General features: G+C 66.5%; 1 protein-coding gene. It reads left to right on the forward strand.

Features of this window, described 5'->3' with window-relative positions; genetic code table 11:
• Nucleotides 1-345 precede the first annotated feature (345 nt).
• Nucleotides 346-1,323, forward strand: a complete 978-nt coding sequence (locus A5622_RS00200; RefSeq protein ID WP_066875915.1) for an LLM class flavin-dependent oxidoreductase — start codon at nucleotides 346-348, stop codon at nucleotides 1,321-1,323.
• The last annotated feature ends 107 nt before the right edge of the window (nucleotides 1,324-1,430 follow it).

Consider the following 1,430-nt stretch of genomic DNA (forward strand, 5'->3'; position numbering starts at 1 on the left):
ACCCACACGCCGACCAAGTCCAGATTGGGGCGCCGCGAAATGGCGCGGATGGCGATCGAGCCGATGCCTCCTGTCGCCCACACCACCACGCGATGAGCCGTCATCTTGTTCCTCCTCAGGTGCGTGCGCGCCGCGCGAACGCGAAAGCCGGGGCGGCCGTTGCCCTTACGTCAACGGCGGGTGGCCGGTGTCACCGAGCATTCGACTTGGAAACTACAACCGCGAATCGACGCGGTCAAGGGTTTAAGAAAGCGGGCACTATCTTAATGAACAAATTTTAGGTTAGTCTGCATCGGTGAGGCCCGACGAGCGTTTGGCATGTCGTCACATGGGCGACGCCTGCTGATGTTCACGCTTCGGTTCGACATGCGCGCCCCGCGTTGGGGCGCACCGGCCGCCGATCTGTACGCCGCGGCCATCGACATGTGCGCATGGTCGGAGACGCGCGGCGCCGTGTTGGCGGTGCTCTCCGAGCACCACGGCACCGACGACGGTCATCTTCCCGTGCCGTTGCTGCTGGCGTCGGCGGTCGCGGCCCGAACAAAAACCTTGGCCATCCTGCTGGCCGCGGTGCCGATACCGCTGTGGGATCCCGTCCGGCTCGCCGAGGAAATCGCCGTGTTGGACCTGATCAGCAAGGGGCGGGTGTCCTATGCGTTCGGGGTCGGGCACCGAATCCAGGAGTACGACCACTTCGGCATCGACATGGCCGGCCGCGGCCGGGCAGCGGATGAAATCCTTGCCGTGCTCGGTCCGCTGGTGCGCGGTGAACCGGTCGAATATCGCGGCCGCACGGTCCGCGTCACCCCGGCATGTGGATCGGCCAACGGACCGATGGTGCTCATCGCCGGCGGCAGCAAGGCCGCCGCACGACGCGCCGGTGCCCTCGGACTCGGCTTCATTTCCCAGACCGAGTCGCCCGGCTTGAAAGAGTTCTACGAAGAGCAATGCCGCGCCCACGGGCACGAACCGGGAATCATCCAGTTTCCCGTGCCGGGGTTTCCCACAACGGTTTTCGTTGCCGACGACGTCGATCAGGCCTGGGATGACTTGGGCCCGCACCTGTTGCACGACGCGCTCATGGCGGCGTCCTATCGCCCCGACGACGATTCGGTCGCCAGCATCACCCGCGCCGACAGCGTCGACGCGCTGCGCGAAGACGGCGGCCCGTACCGCATTTTCACCCCCGAGGAGGCGATCGATTACATGCGCGGCGGGCGACTGTTGCCGTTGCATCCGCTGTGTGGCGGCGTCGCACCGGAGGTGGCCTGGCTCTATCTCGAGCGCGCCGCAGCCGCGTCCGCGCGGGCGCACGACCAGTGAGGAGAGCTGCTGATGCGTGTTGTCGTGTGGTCGACGGGGGGAGTCGGGTCGAACGCGATCGATGCCATCCGGCGCCGCCCCGACCTGAAACTGGTTGGCGTGTGGGT

The sequence above is a fragment of the Mycobacterium sp. 1245801.1 genome (genome assembly GCF_001673055.1).
In the GTDB taxonomy this organism is placed as follows: Bacteria; Actinomycetota; Actinomycetes; order Mycobacteriales; family Mycobacteriaceae; genus Mycobacterium; species Mycobacterium europaeum_A.

What these genes read in the sequence shown, in the direction of transcription:
- A5622_RS00200 (WP_066875915.1), top strand. Translation starts at nt 346, where the DNA reads ATGTTCACGCTTCGGTTCGACATGCGCGCCCCGCGTTGGGGCGCACCG.